This is a genomic window from Fibrobacter sp. HC4 (assembly GCF_023373925.1).
Taxonomy (GTDB): Bacteria; Fibrobacterota; Fibrobacteria; order Fibrobacterales; family Fibrobacteraceae; genus Fibrobacter.
This window is the reverse complement of sequence record NZ_JALCZV010000017.1, coordinates 1-20,334: the sequence shown is the minus strand read 5'-3', so window position 1 is coordinate 20,334 and position 20,334 is coordinate 1. Positions and strand designations below refer to the sequence as shown.

Genomic DNA, 20,334 nt, shown 5'->3' with positions numbered 1-20,334 from the left:
GTCTTGGCGGCCTAGGATTGGACTGAGCATAAAAAAGAGGCTCCGCCTTTGTGCGGAACCTCTAAAATTTTTTGGGGAACTGCGGGTAGGTCCCGCAAACCTTTTGATTAACCGACGAGAGCCTTGTGGATCTGGACTGCAGCGTCACGGCCAGTCTTCATGGCCATCACCACGGTGAGAGGTCCGTGCTTGGCGTCGCCACCGACGAATACTCCGTCAACAGAAGTTTCGCAAGAATCTTCGGCGCGGACGATGTAGGTACCGTTGCGGTTGGTGTCGAGACCCGGAGTGGTGTCCTTGATTTCGCTGGAAACTCTGCTGCCGATTGCCAGGACCACGGTATCGCAGTCGATGGTTTCGCTCTGGCCTTCGATCTTCACCGGACGGGGACGGCCAGCTTCATCAGGTTCGCCCAGCTGGAACAGGTCCAACTTAGCCTGCTTGACGTGACCGTTTTCGTCGGCGATAAATTCGGCGGGGTTGTGCAGTTCCATAACCACCACGCCTTCGTTCAGGATTTCGCGGAGTTCTGCCTTGCAGGCGGGCATTTCGTTAAGAGTACGACGGTAGACCACGCGGACGTCTTCGGCGCCCAGACGGAATGCCATGCGGGCTGCGTCCATAGCCACGTTGCCACCACCAACGACGATAACGCGCTTGCCGGATTCAATTTCAACGCCGCGGTTGCCCTTCTTCAGGTATTCTTCGGCGGTGTAGACGCCCTTCAGGTCTTCGCCGGGAACGCCGGTCTTGAGAGCCTGGGCAGCGCCGTTACCGATGAAGATGGCGTCAAAGTCCTTCTTCAGCTGTTCGATGGTGATATCCTTACCGATGGTAACGCCGGTCTTGATTTCGATGCCCATCTTGGGGAGAATGCTGTATTCGTAGTCAACGATGTCCTTGGGCAGACGGAACTGAGGAATGCCGTAACGGAGCACGCCACCCAGCAAGTCGTAGGCTTCAAAAATGGTGACATCGTGGCCCAGGGTACGGAGGTCTACTGCTGCAGAGAAACCTGCAGGACCGGAACCGATAACGGCAACCTTCTTGCCAGTGGAGGGGGCCATGGCAGGAACCTTCTTGCCGCCCATGTGTTCGCGTTCGTAGTCCATGCAGAAACGTTCGGTTTCGCCCATATGGATACCCTTGTTCATATCCTTCAGGGTACGACCCATGGCGCAGCTGGACTGGCACTGCTTTTCGTGGGGGCAGACGCGGCTGCAGATGGAGGGCAGCAGGGAAGTGGCGCGGATCATTTCCACAGCGCCTTCGATGTTACCACCGGCCAGCAACTTCAGGTACTGGGGGATAGGCATGCTGATGGGGCAGGCTGCGGTGCAGAACGGCTTCTTACAGTCCATGCAACGGCTAGCTTCGAGACGAGCCTGTGCCAGAGACATGGTTTTGGTGCTTTCGTCCATGGTTGTGCGGTATTCGCGATGGGGAAGTTCTGCACCACGCTGGGGCGGAATAGCCATCTTGTCTTTCAGAGTCACCGTGGGGAGCGCGTTGATGCGATCCAATTCTGCCTGAGCGGCTTTATCCATTGCGGAAGAGTCCTGCATAATCACCTTCGGGTTTGATGCCTGTTTTCAAATTTTTCGCGGGCAAATATAAAAAATATATGATGCCTATAAAGGTTTTGTCAGTATCGTTATTCCAGATTTCGCTGCAGAACCTCGATCTTGGCCTTGCTCCATTCTTCGAAGTCGTCGGCTGCGATGTGGTCCTTTGCCTCTTGCATCAGGTGCAGATAGAAATGCAGGTTGTGGATGCTGGCCAGGGTAAAGCCCAAAGATTCGCCGGCGTGGTGCAGGTGGCGCAGGTAGGCGCGGCTGAAGTTGCGGCAGCAGTAGCAGTCGCAGTTTGGGTCCACCGGCTTGTCGTATTCTTCGGCGTGGCGGGCTGCCTTGTAACGCAAGACGCCTTCGCTGGTGAACAGCATTCCGTTACGGGCGTTACGGGTTGGCATGACGCAGTCGCACATGTCTACGCCGCGGCCGATCAATTCCAGCAGGTTCCAGGGGGTTCCTACACCCATCACGTAACGGGCATGGTCCTTAGGCAGGTAGTCGGTGCAGAAATCAGCGATTTCGTACATGGTTTCGGTGGGCTCGCCTACAGAGAGGCCGCCCATGGCAAATCCGTCGGGTTCCAGTTCCGCGATGCGCTCTATTGCCTGCTTACGCAGGTGTTTATGCATGCCGCCCTGCACAATTCCGAAGAACTTCTGCTCGTAACCGTGGATTTCCGGGTTGGCCTTGAGCCAATCCATGGCCTCTTTGGTCCATTTCAGCGTGAAATTCAGACTGTGCTGAGCTTCTTTTTCGGTGCTGGGGTAGGGCGTACACTCATCGAAGGCCATAATGATGTCGGCGCCGATCTCGCGCTGGGCCTTCATGACGGTTTCCGGGCTGAAAAAGTGCTTGGAACCGTCCAGAATGCTTCTGAATTCCACCCCTTCGGGCTTAATCTTGCGTAAATCCTTCAGACTCCATACCTGAAATCCACCGCTGTCGGTCAAAACCGGGCGATCCCAGCTCATGAACTTGTGAATGCCGCCGGCAGCGGCGATTTTCGGCGTTGTGGGACGCAGGTAGAGGTGGTAGGTGTTGGCCAGGATAATTTCGGCCTTCAGGTCCTTCAGCTGTTGGGGCGTTACCGACTTTACGGTAGCTTCGGTGCCCACGGGCATAAAAATCGGCGTATGGATGTCGCCGTGGTCCGTGTGGAGCACTCCCAGACGTGCCTTGGACTTCTTGGAAGTCTTTATGAGTTCAAAACGGTTCATGTCTTACGATTCTTTAACTTTTTTTGTAAAGATAGCTTTTTTTTCCCGATTTCCCATAGTATGGGCGAAGCGGCGTTTCCTATAGCGCTTGTAAATATTTTGCCGTTGTCAATTTGTCCATGACAAGGTGGATTCGAATGTCCATATTCCATTATTATAGAGTATTTTGCTATAAGAATAATTCCAATGGGTGGGATATTCGTGTATGGAGTAAGTTATGAAGATGAATAAGCTCGCGACAGCGGCCCTTCTCTCTCGCAAGTTTGTGGCTGCCGCCGTTTTTGGCCTGGCCGCATCCGCAATGGCGGAAAATCCTATTTCCAGTTATCATTATCTGGCAGACCCTTCTGCCGCTTCTGATGGTGATACCTTCTACATTCTGACCGATACGGACGATATGTGCGTCAGCACTGACCCGTTCCAGTACAATATTATCGGTCTGTATGCTTTCAGTTCCAAGGATATGGTGAACTGGACCGACCATGGCATGGTTTTCCAGTCAAAGCGTGAATTTGGTACTTATCCCGGCAATACCTGGGCTTCCGGCATTGCCGTCCGTAATGGCAGACCCTTTATTGTGTATCCCGACGGCGCAAGTGGCGTGGGTATGATTACCGCTCCTAGCATTGATGGTCCCTATACAGACCCCATTATGGATGCTTATGGCAAACCTCGAATTGCCGGTGGCTCCAATAGCTTCCTCGGCAACTGCGATGACATCGACCACTGCTTTGACCCGGGTATCTTCATTGAAGAAGATGGTACCGGCTATGTGATTTTTGGTGGTGGATCGACCAGCTCTGTGAAGCGTCCCATCGGTAATAACTTCGATATTATCAAGTTCACCGAAAGTAACGGCAAGGTGACTTTGGACAGGAACTCTCTGACTCGAGTCCAGGCAGAAAAGTCCTTTGAAGCTCCTTACATCCATAAGCATGGTGACTGGTACTATATCAGCTTCAACAATAGCGGTCAGGAAATCGGTTACGGTATGTCCAAGAATCCCCTTGGTCCTTACTCCTACAAGGGTATCGTTATCGAAGCCGTGTGGAAGATTAACGACTGTGAAACTCATAGTTGCGATGGCGGTAACAACCACCAGGGTTTTGCTGAATTCAAGGGCAAGACTTATGCTGTTTATCATGATCGTCGCCTTGTTCGCGCCAAGGAACATCCTGCTTCCCTGGGTGTTGCCGATCCGGAACCGGGTAACCATCGTAGTGTAAGTATCGATGAAATTACCTACGCGGCTGATGGCTCCATGAACAAGCTTGTGTTCACCAAGGAAGGTCCTAAGCAGGTAGGCAAGTTCGATCCGTACAACACCTACAAGGCTCTCACCAGTTCCAAGCAGCGCAATGTCCGTAGCCGTACCGACTGGACCAAGGGCCAGGCTGTTAAGCATGTGCTGACTCCCCTTGCCACCAAGGAGTCCTGGATTCGCGTGACTGGCGTGGACTTCGGCAAGGGTGCCCAGAATCTTCGCATCAAGGCTGCTAACGTGGGTAACGACAACAAGGTTGAAATCCATACTGGTTCTGTCACCGGTGCTTTGGCAGGTTCCTGCGATTTGGCAAAGACTAGCGGCTGGAATGACTATGCCGATAATGATTGCGAAATGAAGGGCCTTACCGGAGAAGTTGATCAGGTGTTCTTCGTATTCAAGGGTGCAAAGGACTCTACCATGGGTATTCTTGAATGGGAATTCCAGGGAACCAAGCGCGAACCGGAACCCCAGACCGCTCATAATGAGACCCAGACTCCCTGGACTGTTCCTGGAATTGTACAGGCCGAAGACTTCGATGATCCGGGCTACGGCGCAGGCAATGATTCCTACTATGAAGATGATGCGGATAACCACTCTTGTACCGACGCAGGCAAGGAAGCTGAATGCTCCAAGTATCGCGATGGCACTGGTGTTGACATCTACAAGAAGAGTGAAACGAAGACTGTGGTTGGCTATATCAGAAAGGGCGAATGGCTGGAATACTCTGTGAATGCTGCTGAAGCTGGCGATTACACCATGTACATTGCCGCAGCTTCTAACGGCGGTGCAAGTTTCGGTGTGTCTGTCAATGGTACTGAAGCCGGCGAAGTTGAAGTTCCTGCAGCAACTTCTTCTAGCGATGACGAACAGAACTTCGATGATTACAACAAGATTTCCACTAATGTGGCCTTGAAGGCCGGTGTGAATATCATTCGCATTACTGCAACCGCAGACTGGTTTGACCTTGATTACTTCAACCTGGTGAAGGGCAAGAATGCCGACGATGACAATCCTCTTGGCGAAACAACCGCTATGAAGAAGATCAACTTCGTTGCAGCTTCTGGCATGAACTACGATGTGTTCGATGTTCAGGGCAACAAGGTCGGCCTGGTTAACCTGGCTGGAAAGAGCGCCGCCAAGGCTCTTAACGCTGCCGGCTATGCCAAGGGCGTATACCTGCTGAAGCAGGTGGACGGTGCCAAGAAAATGATGGTGAATACCGTTAAATAATTGATGGAAAAATCAAACGGATGAGCCTCCCGAATCTCCTCGGGAGGCTTTTCTGTTTTGTGCGCGTTTTGTTGATGTTTGACTGATTATAAAACGCGCGTTTGGGATGTGTGCGGAAGTTTGGGGCGCGGGACGGAACCGGACGTTTTGAATATGTACAGGATGTTTTGGGGGCGTGGGATGTTTTAGGAGTGCGTGGAATCAGCGTCGGTGTTCTAAAAACGCGGAATCAGCGTCGGTGTTCTAAAAACGCGGAATCTGTGTCGGCTAAATAAAAAAATAACCCGCTTTTTCAAGCGGGTTATTTACTGCGGTCGGACAGACTTGAACTGTCATGGGATCGCTCCCACTAGCACCTCAAGCTAGCGTGTCTACCAATTCCACCACGACCGCGAGGTCCTTTTAATGGAACGGCTCAAAGATAATAACAAATTGCGTTTTTGTAAATGTTTGAACGGAAATTTTTTTGAAAAAAATGAAGAAGTTTTTGGGGGTGAAAGCGGGCGTGAAAACGTCTGACTATAAAAAAATAACCCGCTTTTTCAAGCGAGTTATTTACTGCGGTCGGACAGACTTGAACTGTCATGGGATCGCTCCCACTAGCACCTCAAGCTAGCGTGTCTACCAATTCCACCACGACCGCGAGGTCCTTTAACGGAACGGCTCAAAGTTAGTTATTTCGTTTAATCTTGTAAAGGGTTTTAACCGCTTTTTCTCAAAAAAATTAAACTTCAGAAACTAGCTTGTCAAAAACCTGGCCGCGAACTTTATAGTTCTTGAACAGACCGAAGCTTGCGCAGGCGGGGCTCATGATAACGGTACCGCCTTCACCGATATTCAGGCTGTCTGCGAAAGCTTCTTCAAGAGTGGGGAAGATAGCCGTCTTGATACCTGCTTCATCTACACCAGCCTTCTTCAGATCGTCAAGCATGCGTTCTGCAGTGGCGCCTATGAGGGCCACGCGCTTCAGGTTGGGGCGTTCCTTCACCAGGATGTTGCTGAGTTCAGTAAAGTCTGCGTTCTTTTCGGAACCGCCCAGAATCAAAGCGAAGGGGCGCTTCATGCTGCCTGTGGCTGCGATGGTGGCGTCGGGGCGGGTGGCGTAGCTATCGTTGTAGAATTCAATGCCCTTCTTTTCGCCTTTAAATTCCATGCGGAAGGGGAGGGTTTCGTAAGACTTCAAGGCTTCGAAAGCGTCGGCTACCTTGATGCCCAGGGCGGTGCAGGCGAGGGTTGCTGCAGCCATGTTTTCCAGCTGGTAGATGCCGCGGACCTTGCAGTCGCTAAGGAACAGCTTGTCGCTGCCGATGGTCAGCGTAGAGCCTTCGATAACGGCGTTTCCGTCATTGCTTCCGTTTTCGCCGTCGCCGAAGCTAACAGCCAGCTTATTGCGGGCGGGGCTTTCGCTTGCGATCTTTGCGGTAGGTTCTGCATCCTTCAGGTAGACGCAAGTGCCGCTATTCTTCTGCCAGCGAACCAGATTTGCCTTGGCGTCGCGGTATTCCTCGACAGTCTTGTGCCAGTCCAGATGTTCCGTAGACACGCGCAGAACCACGCCTACGTCCGGCGACTTCGAAAGCGTCATCAGCTGGAAGCTGGAAAGTTCCAGAATGCTGATTCGGTCTGCGGAATCGTCTTCCAGCAGGTCCAGCGCCGGCACGCCGAAGTTACCGCCGATGATGTTTGCCTTGCCGCACTTGTCGAGAATGTGACTGATCATGCTGACGGTGCTGCCCTTGCCCAAGGTGCCGGTAACGCCCACCACCTTGCAGGACTTGGTCTGTTCCAGGAACAGCTGAATCTGACTAGTCATCATGCCACCGTTCATCTGGAACTTGAACAGTTCCTGACTCATGGGGTATACGCCTGCAGAACGCACTACGGTCACGCAATCCTTGAGGCCGTCCATGTAGCTTTCGCCGCTGCAAACCTTCACGTTTACGCCTGCAGGAACTTCCGGCAAGTTCACCGGATTCTTGTCCATCACGACAATGTCCTTGACGCCTTCACGGAACAGGTAACGGAGGGTGCTCTGGCCTTCAACGCCAAAGCCGAGAATGCCTACAGGAGAAACCAAATTGTTGTTCATGTTAAACCTTTATCTTCAAATGTCATCCCGGCCAATGTTATCCTCGACCAGTCATTCTGGAGGACAGCAGGTCCGATAGAATCAAGGATCTAGACGGGATTTCCTTTTTAACGGGGTAAAATTTAGTAACCGTCAGTTCTTTTGTTCAGCGGATTGGCTGCGTTGTTCTGGCTAATTACTGCACTTGTAGGTGCTTTGGTCCTTGCAGAATTCTTCAACGTTAGTCATTGTTTTTTTTGAATATTTCTGGATGCAAGTCTTGTAGGCGTCTTCGTCGATGCAGTTGTTTTGTCGGTCGATATCGTAGTCTAGGCAGAAATCTCTGTCTTCTAGGCACTCACGCTCCGAATCTAATGAGCAACCGCAAATGAAGATAGCTGTCGCGAAAAAAAAACTTGATCATGAATCGTCCTCCCTCGATAACCGTAGGGCTAAAATAAAAAAAATCCGCCCCCAAAGGACGGACTTCTTGCTGCGGTCGGACAGACTTGAACTGTCATGGGATCGCTCCCACTAGCACCTCAAGCTAGCGTGTCTACCAATTCCACCACGACCGCGAACCTTGCGCTGCAGCGTCGCAGACGAATCTGCAAGCTTACGCGCAAAAGCTGTTTACCAGGTAATTATTCTGCGGCGGGAGCCGGAACTTCAGCTGCGGGAGCTGCTGCCGGTGCACCGAAGTCAGCGGGGAGAGCCGGGATTGCCGGAGCCTGCTGAGCAGCGTTTTCGCGAGTTGCCTTCTGCATGGCGGATTCTTCGACAGCCTGATCCTGCTTGGCAGTGATGAGGCCGAGGGCGAAAACGACGATGAAGAAGATAACTGCAATGGCACGGGTCAACTTCTGGATGAAGGTCGCAGCACCTGCGGTAGAGAAGGCAGACTGAGAAGTCATGCCGCCGAGACCTGCGAGGCCGCCCATCTTGTCGTTCTGAACCAGAACGAGGAGCATGAGGAACAAGCAGAGGAACACGTGGAGGACGATAAGAATCCAGAAGAGAGTTGCCATAATAGTTATTTACCTTGGTTTTAAATTGTTGTGCTAAAAGCTTTAATTACTTAGCTTCTGCAGCAGCGATGATTTCCATGAAGGTGTTAGCCTTGAGGCCTGCACCACCAATGAGACCGCCGTCGATATCCTTCTGAGCCAGGAGGCCTGCAGCGTTGGCGCCCTTCATAGAGCCACCGTACTGGATGCGCATGCCTTCAGCAACTTCAGCACCGTAGACTTCAGCAACGACGGAACGAACGTATGCCTGAGTGTCCTGAGCCTGTTCGTCGGTAGCGGTAACGCCAGTACCGATTGCCCAAACCGGTTCGTATGCGAGAACGCACTTAGCAGCGTCTGCAGCGGAAACGCCTTCGAAAGCGCCCTTAACCTGAGTGGAGAGAACGGCTTCCAGCTTGCCGCCGTTACGTTCGTCGAGAGTTTCGCCGATGCAGATGATGGGCTTCAGACCGGCTTCGAGAGTCTTCTTAACCTTCAGGTTAACAGTTTCTTCGGTTTCGCCGAAGTACTGACGCTGTTCGGAGTGACCGATGATGATGTATTCTGCGCCGATTTCCTTAACCATGTCAACGGAAACCTTACCGGTGTATGCGCCCTGGTCCTTCCAGTGGATGTCCTGGATAGCGAGCTTCACGTTGGTGCCCTTAACGACGTCTGCAACCTTAGCAGCGGCGAGGTAGGTCGGAGCGATGACCACTTCGGTCTTCTTCACGTCCTTGACGGCTTCAACGATGTCCTTAGCGAGCTGAACGGATTCGCTAACGGTCTTGTTCATCTTCCAGTTACCAGCAATGATATACTGACGCATAATTAACTCCTTGAGAGGTTTAAAATTTAACGCGGGTAAATTTAGTAAAAAAGGACTGCCTGTGGTAGACCGAATAAAAAAATAGCCTCAAGTTGTGGGCTTGAGGCTGAAAAATACCGATTAGTAGTTGCTAGAATGCTTGGAAACCGGTGCCGGAGAGCCACCATAACGGTCGCCTTCGATCTTGTCCAGGATCCATTCGCCTTCGTAACCCTTCAGACGGGCCTGGTCGGGGTGCTTCCAGATAAGGCGGGTAATCAGCTTACCTTCGCGGGTGTAGTATTCCCAAACGCTGCTGGAAGAAGTTTCCTTTTCGTGGTCGGGAGGGCCCCACAGGAGGTTGACCATGTCGTTGGTCATGCCTTCTTCGATATAGCCCTGCTTGAACACGTCCTTCAGGCGCTTGTCGATACCCATACTTTCCTTAATGGCAAAGTATTCACGTTCATATTCCTTGCGACCTTCGCCACGTTCGATAAGAATGGGGGAAGAGTAACGGCTGGCGCAGGCCCAGAACATCAGGGCGCTAACACCGAGCAGGCAAATATGAGAGAGCTTCATAATTTCTCCTCTAATTTTATCTATAAAGTCAGCTTTTTAATCGTCTGATTTTATCATTTCGTTTTGTTGACCACAAAATAAGAACTTTATTAGGCAAAAGATGAAAATATTTTTAATTTTACACTGAAATGAACGGTTTTGGAAAGAAATTTGGCGCTGTAGCCACTCTGTGTGCTCTGTTTGCGGTTGCAAACCCCGTTGATGCCTATGCTGATGGCTATAACGAGAGCTCTCAGACAGCCTTTCGATATGGTGCCAACCTGGCTTATGGCTTGAGTGGCAATACTCCCTTTGTTTTGGGGCAGTGGTTGCCTCAGCTGTTCGGGACGCTCCATTATACTTGGCTGGAACCTCTGGGCATGTTGCCCTACGGCGAACGACTGGGACGTAATCCCAGCTACCTTCGCATGGATGGCGGGCTGGAATTGACTCCCTTCTATGGAGGTTACTCCGCAGGTCTTGGACTGCGCCCTTTCAAGATCAATCCGTCCTTTGAACTGAATTTCAATTATGAAAGCTACCTGTACTTCAAGTCTAACCTGGAAATGGTGACTTCTGATGTGACAGGCAGTGGAAGGATTGCGGAAACATGGAACGCCGATTACGTTCTCGATAACGTGGGCGGCGAAGATGCTGAATTTGACTATGCCCAGTTGTTTGACTTCGGTCTAACGATGAACTATGAATTCCGTGGTGGTTCCGATTTAGGATTCACCTTGCATTACATTCTTTCGGATGTAAGCACGGATTTCGATGGCAAGAGTTACGATTACAAGCGTAACATTTCTGTGTTCAGTCGTGACTTCCTGATTGTTGTAGAAACGTTCGGGCGTATTCCCCTGGACGAAAATTTTGCATTGCTGTTTGAGGGTAACTTCTACAGAACAGGTTACCTGCGCAGCCACAATACCGTAGAAAAAGAGGCTTTGAGCTATGCCAAGTCTATGGCTGGCGTTCATTTTTCATGGAATGAGGGGCTCCAGAACCTGACCTTGGAAGTGGGTGGCTGGAGCCGCATCAGGAAATCCTTCTACGATGGATCACTCGCGCAACAGTTCTTGATTCAGCTTGAGTATCAGGGGTATTTTTCTTTCCCCTTTCATTGGAATTTTGCGGAATAGCTCAGGCTGCTGAGGCTGTGCTTTCTTGGCGACGTTCTTCTTGAGCGGGTCGGATTGCAGTGCCTGGATAGGATAGGCGGAACGGATCCAGATTTCTCCGTTGTACTGTTCGCTTTCTAGTTTGACCAGAGTGGGCAGTGTGGATCCCGAATAATTTCTCCACTGACGGATGGTGAATGTTCTGGTTTCCTTGCGGGCTCCTCGCATGGTTACACTCTGCGGAGTGGGGAGCGTGTCTGCAGTAAGACTCCACCAAGTCATAGACAGGGCGGTAGAAAAAACGTTCGACTTCTGTTCTGTGGGATTCTTGCACAGGAACTGCCCGTTGGCCAGCAATTCCATATCGTCTAACTTTAGCGGAGTGTCGCCAATAGTTTCTTTTAGATGGTGGGTGCCCAGCTGGCGCTTTATCTTGGCGTCGGGAAATTCCATATAGCGGTAACTTCCTGCAGTAATGAAGTTGAACTGCGGACGGTTAGATGCATTGACAAAAAACGTGTCTAGACTTTCGGGGTGGTGACGCCATTCCACATCAATGCTTTCGCGGGAATTCTTTACGTTAATAAAATGGCCTTCGATGTTTACGACCATGGGCGCTTCTAGAATAAAGTGTGGGCAGGATGTCTGGGCTGACGCTGCTGTCAGTGCCATCGATATTGCCAAAGTCCACAAGCGCTTATTCATAAACCGTAAGATAGTTAAAATTCAAAAAAAATGGACGTTGCTTCCTCTAAAAAAGTAAACTCCGGCCCATCCCAATGGCTAAAGGATCGGTCGGAGTTTTGCTTTAGGAAGAAATTTTTGAAAATCTACGAATTAGGCTTCGTCGGTGATTTCCAGAGTTTCGTCGTCTGCGGCCAGAGCGTCACCGTCGTTCAGCTTGAAGAGTTCTACATCCTTCATGCTTTCGCGGATCTTCTGTTCGATCTCGTTGCAGAGTTCTGCGTTGTCCTTCAGGAACAGGCGGGTGTTTTCGCGACCCTGGCCAATACGTTCGTTATTGTAGCTGAACCAGGAACCGCTCTTCTGGATGATATCCAGTTCGGTAGCCAGATCCAGGATGGAGGCTTCGCGAGAAATGCCGCAACCGTAGAGAATGTCGAATTCGCACTGGGTGAAGGGTGCTGCAACCTTGTTCTTTACAACCTTCACGCGGGTACGGTTACCGATGACATCTTCGCCGTCCTTGATGGCTGCGATGCGGCGGATGTCGATACGCTGGGTGGCGTAGAACTTAAGGGCGTTACCGCCGGTGGTGGTTTCGGGGTTGCCGAACATGACGCCAATCTTCATACGCAGCTGGTTGATGAACAGCATGCAGGTGTTAGACTTGGAGAGAATGCCGGTAAGCTTACGCAGGGCCTGGCTCATGAGGCGGGCCTGCAGACCCACGTGATTGTCGCCCATTTCGCCGTTGATTTCAGCCTGGGGCACGAGGGCTGCCACAGAGTCAATAACGATGATGTCGATGGCGCCGGAACGGACCAGGGTTTCTGCGATGTCGAGAGCCTGTTCACCGGTGTCGGGCTGGGAAACCAGGAGGGATTCGATATCGACACCCAGCTTGCGGGCATAAACAGCGTCGAAAGCATGTTCTGCGTCGATGAAGGCTGCCACACCGCCAAGCTTCTGAGCTTCAGCAATGGCGTGGAGGGTGAGGGTAGTCTTACCAGAGGATTCAGGTCCGTAGATTTCGATGATACGGCCACGGGGGAAACCGCCTACGCCCAGAGCCATGTCCAGCTGGATACAGCCGGTGGGGATAACGGGGATATCTTCGTTGGGCTGATCGCCCAGAGCCATGATAGAACCCTTTCCATAATTCTTTTCAATCTGTGCGATGGCAGCTTCTACTGCCTTTGCCTTATCTGCGGAAAGGTTGCCGAGAGTGTTGATACCGTTTGTGTTCGTCTTCTTAGCCATAATTGACTCCGTTTTGTTTTTTTTTCGTTAAAAAATATAACAACTAGTGTTCACTTGTGCAAGTGCTTTTTTGAACTATTTTTTCTAGAAGTACCTGCAATGTTCTATACACGCTTTTTTCGCGGACTTGATTGCGGTTTCCCGAAAAAATTTCGCAAAAAGCTTCATTTTGCAAACTATTGGCGACACCAATCCACACTGTACCAACAGGTTTGCCTGGTTCAGCGCCGCCCGGGCCTGCGATTCCCGATGTGGAAACCGCCCATTCGCAACCAAACTTCCTGCGGGCTCCTTCAGCCATGGCCTTGACGGTTTCTGCAGAAACGGCACCAACGGTGTTGAGAATTTCTGCGGGAACGTCCAGGAGGTTTTCCTTGACTTCGTTCTGGTAGGCGACAATGCCTCCTGCCAGGACTGCGGAACTGCCCGGAATGTCGACCAGGGTGCTTGCGATAAGCCCGCCGGTGCAGGATTCTGCGGTGGCCATCATCTGGCCTTTTGCTTGCAGAGCTTCCTTGACGGCGATTGCCAACTGCTCGAGATTCATTTCGTTTGCGTTGTTCACTTTGTTGTTCCTTTTACGTGTTCAAATATACAAAACGGTTGTGTCATAAAATGTCAATCACGACATTTCCCCAAAAAAAATACAAAATAACGTTTTGCGCGACTTTGACGTTCATAGGCGTTGGCGTAAATAAAACCTTGTATAGACTTTTATATATTTGCGCTCAATGTTAATGAGTTGGTTCAAGCCTATCCGGAGTCGCTCCCTGCGGGCCGGAGTCCTGGCCCTGCTGCTGTTGGTGGCCGGGGTCTTTGCCGCTGAATCTCCTCAAGACAGTGTCAATCCCATGCAAAAGGGCGTTACCGGAATTAGGGCCATCGATACCCTCAAGGTAAATGAATGGGATATTCCTACCGAGCGGAATTCTCTTCCCTTGACCATGCTCTTAAGTATCCTGCCGGGTGGTGGTCATTATTACACGGAACATTACGTTCGTGGTGGATTCATTACCGCAATCGAACTTGCTCTTTTTTACGAAGTTGTCTACAATAAGGACTTCCAGTATCGACGAGTCCTGGAACAGGCGGAACCTTTTAGAGATTCCGTCTCCTTCTATACCCGAAAGATCATGGGTTTGCAGTCTAGGGACAGCCTTGAATATTATCAAAAAAAACGTACGGACAACATCAATCGTCTGAGAGCCTACAGCGACAAGAAAATGGAACAGGAAGACCTGCGCAAGGCTGAAACGGCCTGGCTCTATGGTCTGCAGTTGTATAGTATGTTCGACGCCTTCGGTATCTGGTATAAGAACAATTATCGAAGCAATGAATTGAGGAGTATGAAGTCTGCCGCCTTGTGGGCCATTATCCCCGGTTTTGGACAAATGTATAATGGGGAGTTTGGCAAGGCCGGCTTACTATATATGGGACTGATGGGAGCAAGCGTCAGCGTCTGGACTTCGCAGAACATGGTAGAATATTACCTCGACCGCAAGCATATGCAGGCTGGAGAAAGCACGACTAGTGAAGACTACGAACGTGTGGTAGAGCGTGTGACCTATTACCGCAAGAACCGTAACCAGTATATCTGGGCTTCGGCGCTCCTGTATCTGTATTCTATTGGCGATGCGGTGGTGGACGCCCTGTTGAGCGACTTTGACAACCCGCTGCACCTGGCTCTGTTGCCGAATTTCAACGGCGGCGCCCAGGCTCTGTTTACCTTTGATTTTTAAACGGAAAAAAGCTGGCGTTTGCCAGCTTTTGCTTTAACCGATTTTCAGCGGAACCATCTGGATTCCGTCATGAATCTTTGTGTAGGTTCCTCGATAGTGGCCTTCGGCGTTACGCTTGAATTCAAAGCGGGTGACCATGGCGTAACTGAATGCACCTTCTACGAACTGGTCGTCGGGGAGTCCGCAGGCGAAGTGCTGCAATGCGGCGATTACACCTGCGTGGCTGATCCACAGAAATTCTCCATCGTCGTCGAGGCTGTCTAGCAGGCGGCCGGCGCGCTTGTCGATGTCATAGAAACATTCGCCGTTGTTGAACCTGTAACCTCGGAGGTCGTTGGCCCATCCCAGCATTTGTTCGCGAGGAACCTGATCCATCTTCTGACCTTCCCAGTCACCGAAGTTGATCTCGATGATTTCGTCACGCTTCTCGACTTCGAGGCCGGTCACCTTGGCGGCCTTTTCGGCTAGGCGGGTGCAGCGGAGCAACGGGCTCGAAAACAAACGGGTGGGCTTGGCTCCAGCGGCCACCAGGGCCTTCAGGGCGCCCTCGCTTTCTTCTTCGAAAGTAGGGGAAACGTCAAAGTCCAGTCTGCCGTAACAGACATCTTTGGGATTGTAAGGCTTGGTATGGCGGATGGTCCAGAGAATCATGAGAGTGAACAGTGAATAGTGAAGAGTTAAGTGTGAATAGTTAAGAGTGAATAGTGGTGAGTTAAAACCAGGCGCCTTCGGCGCGATTATTTGGCACAAAGGAGCCGCAGGCTCCGCCCTCATACCTCGTTCCTCTTTCTCAAAAATAAAAAAAACTGCCGTTTTCCAGCAGTTTTTTAAAAAATCCTAGGCTACCTGAGCACATAAAAATCCGCAAGTCCGTTGCTGCTTTCGCCCTGGCGAGTTGCCCGCAAATAGTCATTGCGCAGGGCCTAGGAGCCTCAAATATAGAACAATTTTGACATTTTTCAAGAGATTAGGCCGTTTCTATGGATTATTTGACATAAGAAACCGCTTTTAGGTTTCGTTTTGTTAACGTTGTAAATTTTATTTTATTATTTTATGGGATAGGGTATAGGGTTGAATTTGCGGAGGTTTGTTATGTTTTTGTATGATTTTAGAAAGATTTGGCTAGTTTTGCTAGTTCTGGGTTGCTGTAGCGCATCTTTTGCAGAGGGACTCCCTCTGGAAGTGCTCCCTTTTAAGTTTACAAAAATTGCCGGGGATTCTGCGTCTCAGACCAATGCATGGAATGACCTCATGAAGTATAAACTTTGGGGTACCGGTCTGTACGAAGGTGATGGCATTGTCGGTAACGGAAAAAATGCCGGCGATGGTATTGTCTTTGATGGTGGAAAAATCCATATTACGGATTCTTCTGGCTATGTTGGTAGTGCCACTGGCGACTTCGTCATGGTAAATGATGTGCATTCTATTGGCGGCCCCCTGGTTTTTGGAGGCTCCTTTAAGGGTGGAACCGGACTGGATTCCATCTTGATCGGACCTTCTCATTTTGGGGGTGCTTTTGAGGCTTCCTTTAATGGCCGAAATAACGAATTCTTTGCAGGCATGTATTGTGTAGAAAAAGGCTTTGTCGTAAACAATAATTGTGACGGCGAATATTATTGCGCAACGCAGGGCCTTCGTGATACAAAGGCTACTATTGGGTGTGATGGAGCTATCCCCATTGATGAGTATCTTGATGTTCCTGTTGTTGATTACTCTTTCTTTGACGGTATGGATGCTGATCATTATCTGAAAATTGATACGGTCATTCATGCTTCTTCCACGACTCCCAACGCCTATATTGATGTGCCCCCCGGTGATATTGACGATATGTATAATATCCGTGTTGCGGGTATCAGACTGGAAAATGACAAGCCCTTGTATGTTCGCATGCAGAAGAGCGGTCGTTTGACTCGCGTCTTTTTGGATGGTGGACTTGAAATCACCAACCATAGTAATATTCGCGTAATCCAGGCTTCCGATGATAGTGAATGGGATAGGGAATCTAGAACGTGGACCACATCTGATGAAAATTTGGTTAGCAATAAGGATTATGCCGGCAACCTTTTGTTTTACACTCCCGAAGAGATTAACTGGACTGCTGGCGAAAAGCATCTTCAGGGTACATTCATTTCTGGCAAGACCATTACCATTGCGCAGCAGGCCCGTTTCGCTGGCCAGCTGATTGCCAAGGCTATTTATGTACAGTTTGACTTCAAGGCCGAAGACTTCCGCTATGTGCGCTTCAACCCGTCTGTAATTGACCCGACCTTGTTTGCTACGGTTGAATTCCCCGAAAGCGAAAGAGATACGGTTATTCCCTTGAAGCTGAACAAGAAGACACAGGTGAAGGTGACATTTGATTATTGCTTCAGTGTGTCTTCTGAAACTCCGGTTGATGGAAAGATCAGTGGCGCTCTGGCAGATGCTTCTGACTTTGTGGGGCTTACTCCTATTTGCGGAGATTCTTTGGCTTCCGCAGAAATTGACGTTGATTCTGACACTCTCGATTTGAAAAATCAGATCAAGATTCACGCGAAGCTGGATCAGTTTGTCGAAGCGTATGGCACGAACAATAAAGAAAAATTCCAGTTGAAGATTTCGAATCTTGTCGGTGCCGTTTTGAAGAATGCTTCTGGTGAATACGTTCGCGAAGGTGCCTTTGACATGTACATCATCGATCAGGATGTTGTCCCTGTGACTAGGGACACGGTTATTGACGCCGTTGAAGATTCCGTATTCACCTTTGCGGCTGATATGTTCCCCTATGAATCGCCCCTTGATCGAGAAATGGGTGGTGTCGTTATCGAAGCTGTCCCTGCAAAGGGCTCGTTGACCTATTTTGGAAAAACGTTGACTAAGAGTGATGTGGGTAAGAAGATCCCGGCTGATTCCCTTGGTCAGTTGAAGTATGTGCCCGTGGCTGATAAATATGGTGATTCGCTGTCGAATTATGAATACACGACTCTGAAATTTGCAGTCTATGATTCTCAGAATTCCGTAAGCTCCAGTGATAAAAAGGAAGGCGCCAAGACTCTAACCGTTGTTGTCACTCCGGTGAACGATGCTCCGATTACTGGCCCTGCCACTTTCACTATTTCTGGCCATGTGATTAATGGTGGCGATAAGGCAATCCTTGACGGATCCATTTCTGTGAAGGATGTCGATGACGATACATTTACCTACGCCTTTGATCCTGATGATCCGAACTTCGCCGTTGTGGATTCCCTCTTTGTTATCGATGAAAATACTGGCAAGATCCATGTGAAGGATGGCATTGAGCTGAATGAAAACGTCTCTAAGTCCAAGTACGAAATCAACGTGATTGTAAGCGACAAGAGTGCCTCTACCGGTAAGGACGAAGATATTCTTACTGCAAGTTCCAAGGTGACCATCGAAATCGACTTCAATAACAATCCGCCGACTATCGTGACGGATACGGTCCACGTGGTTGAAAATTCCAAGTCCGGAACTTCTGCAGATTCTTCGCTGAAGTCTATCGATAAGGATGCTGGCGATACCGTAAAGACTTATACCTTGGTTGGAACTTCTAATTGGTTTGAAGTTTCTAAGTCTGGCGTAATCACCGTAAAGGAAGGTGCCAAGATTGATTACGAAAAGTCTAAGAATGAGACTCTTACCATTCAGGTTTGCGATGAATACAATGGCTGCTCCGAAAAGAACGTGGTGGTTGCCATCGTGGACGTGCCCAATTCCAAGGTGAAGATTGTTGAAGGTAAAAATGAACAGGGCGAGTGGCCGAACCCCACGACCATTTATACCAACGTTCCGAACATCGAGTTGAGCTGCACCTTCGATAACAGTCCTTCAGCCGAGAAATGCAAGGAAGCTAACTTGAAGGATGGTTGCCAATACGTTACAGTTGAGTATGACAATCCGGATCTGGATGGTGCAGCCCGCGATTCCGTCAAGGTATGCTATAGCTCTGCCGCTCCGATTGTGACTGTTGGCGCCGGAGACAACGAAGTTGTGGCCGACAACATTTATACCATCGTTGAAAGTTTGGATGAAGATGATGCCAACACTTATGTGAATGCAACTAAGAACAAGATTCATGTAACGGTATCTGATCCTGTTTCCAATGTGAAGAAAGACTACTACATAGAGATTGACCTGGATACTACGGGAATTCCCAGTTCCACTCTTTCTACTATGGGAACGGTGGAAAAGGCCAATATCCTTCTTGACGAAACGAAGGTGACCGAACGTACTCCTGTGAATGGCGATGTGGTGGTTCTCTCTTACAAGGAATCTTTTGCGGGTCGCGATTCTGTAACGGTTTCTTACGAGGTGGAAAAGAACGGCGACATTATTAAGGTGCCGGTCATGAATTCGAAGGGCAAGTACGACTCTGTTGAAGTTTATACGGTTTCTTACGAAACAGTCGTGAACGGCAGAACCGTAACCATTTCCTATAAGGCTGACGCAGCTACCGGTGCGGTTTTGCTGGTGGACGCCAATGGTAACCTGATGACGGAAAGTGCCGCTTCGAAGAAGGACATTGATGCAGTCCCGTATACAGTATCTTATGACTATGTGGATGCCAACGGCAACTCCGTCAATATTGCCTACGGTGTCAATCGTAAGGGCGAACTGGTTCGTAGCGATGTTGGCGATATCGGCTATTCCGTTTCTTACACCTATGTCAACGTTTATGGCAATGGGGCTACCCAGTCCGTGTTCATTGTGCTAGACCGCGTTGGTCCCAAGGTTGAAATTACCTATCCTCAGACAGGTGATCTCGTCCGCGCAAACTTTGTAGAAGTAACCTGGAAGGTGAACGGCGTGGTGCAGGATACCCTGGTTCTCCAGAGTCTGGAAAAGGGTACCAATCCGATTATCCGTTTCTATAAGGATAAGGCCGGCAACATGGGTGCTGATACCGTCTGGGTTGTGATGAAGGACGCCAAGGATGTCGAGATTTCTGTTGAACAGCCTGTGGCTGTCGTGACCAAGGAAAAGGTCGAAGAATACTATGCCTCTAATCCTCCCAAACCTGGTGAAACCTTTGCTGTTAGTCTTCGCAATCCCTCTACCGGCAAGGAAGCGGAAACCCTGATCGGTGGCAGCTTCAAGAACGAAAATGGCAGCGGCAAGGTTCCCTACGAAGGCGTTGAAGAAGGAACTCACCTTGGTCCTACATTGGTCATGGACGTGAAGGTTCCTGTGGTTAGTGGCGTTGGTGGCCTGGCTACCTTGGATGACTTGGTCGGTTCTGATGGCCTTGTGGCCATTGAAGGTGTGAGTGCCGCAAACAGTGTAAAGCTGACGGTTAGTGATTACGTTAATCAGTACTGCGAAGACGGATTTGATTACGTCAATGCTTCCAACGCTAACCTGTACGACATCAAGATGGATGTGAAGATCTGGGTGTACACGACCTTGGGCAACTTTGTGGATTACTATCGATTCACTCAGGAATTGAACGATCCTTCCTTTGTCAACGAGGCTGGCTTGCTTCAGATGTTCTTTGAACTGAAACCGGACAAGGATGGCTATGTGCGTGCTGAATCCGGCAAGCTGTTTGCTACGGGTGCCTATGTCTACAAGGTTGATGTTGGCATGAAGTCTGTTCTGAAGTGTACCTTGCCGCCGGTGAACGATCTTACTGCCAAGAAGAAGGGCGATATCATCAAGACTAGCGACGATATGCTGAAGTCCTTCGGCTACAAGCGTCCTGGCAACAAGAAGTAATATTTGATATGGCTATGTTCTTTCAAAGTGTAGATGTAATATAACTATCTAAAAACTTTATCTTAGATACTTGGTCTAACCTAATT

At 49.8% G+C, this 20,334-nt stretch carries 14 protein-coding genes, 3 tRNA genes and 1 other RNA gene; 4 read left to right on the top strand and 14 right to left on the bottom strand.

The window, feature by feature from the left end; translation table 11 throughout:
* Positions 1-107: 107 nt before the first annotated feature.
* Positions 108-1,565, bottom strand: coding sequence for an NAD(P)-dependent oxidoreductase (locus tag MMG03_RS11415; RefSeq protein ID WP_073156652.1), 1,458 nt, complete (start codon positions 1,563-1,565; stop codon positions 108-110).
* Between the two features lie 89 nt (positions 1,566-1,654).
* Positions 1,655-2,791: a tRNA guanosine(34) transglycosylase Tgt gene (tgt, locus tag MMG03_RS11410; protein ID WP_073156654.1), complete on the bottom strand. Its 1,137-nt coding sequence runs from the start codon at positions 2,789-2,791 to the stop codon at positions 1,655-1,657.
* A gap of 217 nt (positions 2,792-3,008) precedes the next feature.
* Between tgt and MMG03_RS11405 the strand changes: the two genes are divergently transcribed.
* Positions 3,009-5,288 (top strand): family 43 glycosylhydrolase, encoded by a 2,280-nt coding sequence (locus MMG03_RS11405; RefSeq protein ID WP_249506314.1) that lies wholly within the window; start codon positions 3,009-3,011, stop codon positions 5,286-5,288.
* Positions 5,289-5,597: 309 nt separating this feature from the next.
* On the opposite strand, the gene MMG03_RS11400 is transcribed toward MMG03_RS11405, so the two are convergent.
* The 7 genes from MMG03_RS11400 to MMG03_RS11370 all read right to left on the bottom strand — a co-directional run bounded on the left by MMG03_RS11400 (position 5,598) and on the right by MMG03_RS11370 (position 9,753).
* Positions 5,598-5,681, bottom strand: a tRNA-Leu gene (locus MMG03_RS11400).
* A 166-nt stretch (positions 5,682-5,847) separates the two neighbouring features.
* Positions 5,848-5,931: transfer RNA gene (locus MMG03_RS11395), tRNA-Leu, on the bottom strand.
* A gap of 81 nt (positions 5,932-6,012) precedes the next feature.
* Positions 6,013-7,377 carry a UDP-N-acetylmuramoyl-L-alanine--D-glutamate ligase gene (gene murD / locus MMG03_RS11390; RefSeq protein ID WP_249506313.1) on the bottom strand — a complete coding sequence of 455 codons (1,365 nt, stop codon included), beginning with the start codon at positions 7,375-7,377 and terminating at the stop codon, positions 6,013-6,015.
* A 473-nt stretch (positions 7,378-7,850) separates the two neighbouring features.
* Positions 7,851-7,934 (bottom strand) — tRNA-Leu (locus MMG03_RS11385).
* A gap of 66 nt (positions 7,935-8,000) precedes the next feature.
* Positions 8,001-8,384 (bottom strand): preprotein translocase subunit SecG, encoded by a 384-nt coding sequence (secG, locus tag MMG03_RS11380; protein WP_083538013.1) that lies wholly within the window; start codon positions 8,382-8,384, stop codon positions 8,001-8,003.
* 46 nt (positions 8,385-8,430) lie between these two features.
* Positions 8,431-9,192 carry a triose-phosphate isomerase gene (gene tpiA / locus MMG03_RS11375; RefSeq protein ID WP_249506312.1) on the bottom strand — a complete coding sequence of 254 codons (762 nt, stop codon included), beginning with the start codon at positions 9,190-9,192 and terminating at the stop codon, positions 8,431-8,433.
* Positions 9,193-9,312: 120 nt separating this feature from the next.
* Positions 9,313-9,753, bottom strand: a complete 441-nt coding sequence (locus tag MMG03_RS11370; protein WP_073156667.1) for a hypothetical protein — start codon at positions 9,751-9,753, stop codon at positions 9,313-9,315.
* Between the two features lie 128 nt (positions 9,754-9,881).
* On the opposite strand from MMG03_RS11370, the gene MMG03_RS11365 reads away from it, so the two are divergent.
* Positions 9,882-10,874 carry a hypothetical protein gene (locus tag MMG03_RS11365; protein WP_249506311.1) on the top strand — a complete coding sequence of 331 codons (993 nt, stop codon included), beginning with the start codon at positions 9,882-9,884 and terminating at the stop codon, positions 10,872-10,874.
* On the opposite strand, the gene MMG03_RS11360 is transcribed toward MMG03_RS11365, so the two are convergent.
* The 3 genes from MMG03_RS11360 to MMG03_RS11350 form a co-directional block, all read right to left on the bottom strand.
* Positions 10,794-11,558, bottom strand: coding sequence for a hypothetical protein (locus tag MMG03_RS11360; protein ID WP_139258174.1), 765 nt, complete (start codon positions 11,556-11,558; stop codon positions 10,794-10,796). The two genes, MMG03_RS11365 and MMG03_RS11360, sit on opposite strands and share 81 nt — an antisense overlap.
* Positions 11,559-11,690: 132 nt before the next feature.
* Positions 11,691-12,797, bottom strand: a complete 1,107-nt coding sequence (gene recA / locus MMG03_RS11355) for a recombinase RecA (protein WP_073156676.1) — start codon at positions 12,795-12,797, stop codon at positions 11,691-11,693.
* 43 nt (positions 12,798-12,840) lie between these two features.
* Positions 12,841-13,362 (bottom strand): CinA family protein, encoded by a 522-nt coding sequence (locus MMG03_RS11350; RefSeq protein ID WP_199505699.1) that lies wholly within the window; start codon positions 13,360-13,362, stop codon positions 12,841-12,843.
* 172 nt (positions 13,363-13,534) lie between these two features.
* Between MMG03_RS11350 and MMG03_RS11345 the strand changes: the two genes are divergently transcribed.
* Positions 13,535-14,536 carry a DUF5683 domain-containing protein gene (locus tag MMG03_RS11345; RefSeq protein WP_139258176.1) on the top strand — a complete coding sequence of 334 codons (1,002 nt, stop codon included), beginning with the start codon at positions 13,535-13,537 and terminating at the stop codon, positions 14,534-14,536.
* 33 nt (positions 14,537-14,569) lie between these two features.
* On the opposite strand, the gene MMG03_RS11340 is transcribed toward MMG03_RS11345, so the two are convergent.
* Both MMG03_RS11340 and ffs read right to left on the bottom strand, forming a co-directional pair.
* Positions 14,570-15,187, bottom strand: a complete 618-nt coding sequence (locus tag MMG03_RS11340; protein ID WP_073156681.1) for a histidine phosphatase family protein — start codon at positions 15,185-15,187, stop codon at positions 14,570-14,572.
* A gap of 181 nt (positions 15,188-15,368) precedes the next feature.
* Positions 15,369-15,465: signal recognition particle sRNA small type (gene ffs / locus MMG03_RS11335), an RNA gene on the bottom strand.
* Positions 15,466-15,628: 163 nt separating this feature from the next.
* Between ffs and MMG03_RS11330 the strand changes: the two genes are divergently transcribed.
* Positions 15,629-20,248 (top strand): hypothetical protein, encoded by a 4,620-nt coding sequence (locus MMG03_RS11330; protein ID WP_249506310.1) that lies wholly within the window; start codon positions 15,629-15,631, stop codon positions 20,246-20,248.
* The last annotated feature ends 86 nt before the right edge of the window (positions 20,249-20,334 follow it).

What these genes read in the sequence shown, in the direction of transcription:
- murD (WP_249506313.1), bottom strand. Translation starts at nt 7,377, where the DNA reads ATGAACAACAATTTGGTTTCTCCTGTAGGCATTCTCGGCTTTGGCGTT.
- MMG03_RS11405 (WP_249506314.1), top strand. Translation starts at nt 3,009, where the DNA reads ATGAAGATGAATAAGCTCGCGACAGCGGCCCTTCTCTCTCGCAAGTTT.
- tpiA (WP_249506312.1), bottom strand. Translation starts at nt 9,192, where the DNA reads ATGCGTCAGTATATCATTGCTGGTAACTGGAAGATGAACAAGACCGTT.
- MMG03_RS11365 (WP_249506311.1), top strand. Translation starts at nt 9,882, where the DNA reads ATGAACGGTTTTGGAAAGAAATTTGGCGCTGTAGCCACTCTGTGTGCT.
- tgt (WP_073156654.1), bottom strand. Translation starts at nt 2,791, where the DNA reads ATGAACCGTTTTGAACTCATAAAGACTTCCAAGAAGTCCAAGGCACGT.
- MMG03_RS11370 (WP_073156667.1), bottom strand. Translation starts at nt 9,753, where the DNA reads ATGAAGCTCTCTCATATTTGCCTGCTCGGTGTTAGCGCCCTGATGTTC.
- recA (WP_073156676.1), bottom strand. Translation starts at nt 12,797, where the DNA reads ATGGCTAAGAAGACGAACACAAACGGTATCAACACTCTCGGCAACCTT.
- MMG03_RS11415 (WP_073156652.1), bottom strand. Translation starts at nt 1,565, where the DNA reads ATGCAGGACTCTTCCGCAATGGATAAAGCCGCTCAGGCAGAATTGGAT.
- MMG03_RS11360 (WP_139258174.1), bottom strand. Translation starts at nt 11,558, where the DNA reads ATGAATAAGCGCTTGTGGACTTTGGCAATATCGATGGCACTGACAGCA.
- MMG03_RS11345 (WP_139258176.1), top strand. Translation starts at nt 13,535, where the DNA reads ATGAGTTGGTTCAAGCCTATCCGGAGTCGCTCCCTGCGGGCCGGAGTC.
- MMG03_RS11340 (WP_073156681.1), bottom strand. Translation starts at nt 15,187, where the DNA reads ATGATTCTCTGGACCATCCGCCATACCAAGCCTTACAATCCCAAAGAT.
- secG (WP_083538013.1), bottom strand. Translation starts at nt 8,384, where the DNA reads ATGGCAACTCTCTTCTGGATTCTTATCGTCCTCCACGTGTTCCTCTGC.
- MMG03_RS11330 (WP_249506310.1), top strand. Translation starts at nt 15,629, where the DNA reads ATGTTTTTGTATGATTTTAGAAAGATTTGGCTAGTTTTGCTAGTTCTG.